The 333-nt window shown below is 36.0% G+C and carries 1 protein-coding gene; it reads left to right on the top strand.

The annotated features are described in order from the left end of the window. Nucleotides 1-113 precede the first annotated feature (113 nt). Nucleotides 114-333, top strand: a 220-nt coding sequence (locus tag R2R70_RS19355; RefSeq protein WP_410978801.1) for a hypothetical protein, incomplete at its 3' end; no start/stop codon positions are given.

Below are 333 nucleotides of genomic sequence, written 5' to 3'. Positions count from 1 at the left end.
GGTATTAGTACTGTTGTTGGTACTATTACTAGTATTGTGATTAGTACTGTTTTTTTTATTGTGCTAAATATCCTATCGTGTCGTACACGTAAAAAACGAAATAGGAGGAAGCTATGAAAGAATTATTTAAAATGTTATTACCATTAGACTTGCAATTCTTTGCTGAAGGTGGAGAAGGTGATACTGGTGGTGACGGTGGTACAGATACTGGTGGCGGTGACGATTGGATTGATAACTATTATGCTGGTCAAGACAATGACAAAGATACGGACACTAAGCAAGACGAGACTATGATTCCTAAAACTCGTTTTGACAAAGTGAATACAAAGTATA

The sequence above is a fragment of the Cobetia sp. SIMBA_158 genome (genome assembly GCF_046566945.1).
In the GTDB taxonomy this organism is placed as follows: Bacteria; Pseudomonadota; Gammaproteobacteria; order Pseudomonadales; family Halomonadaceae; genus Cobetia; species Cobetia amphilecti.
This window is presented reverse-complemented; position numbering and strand designations above follow the sequence as displayed.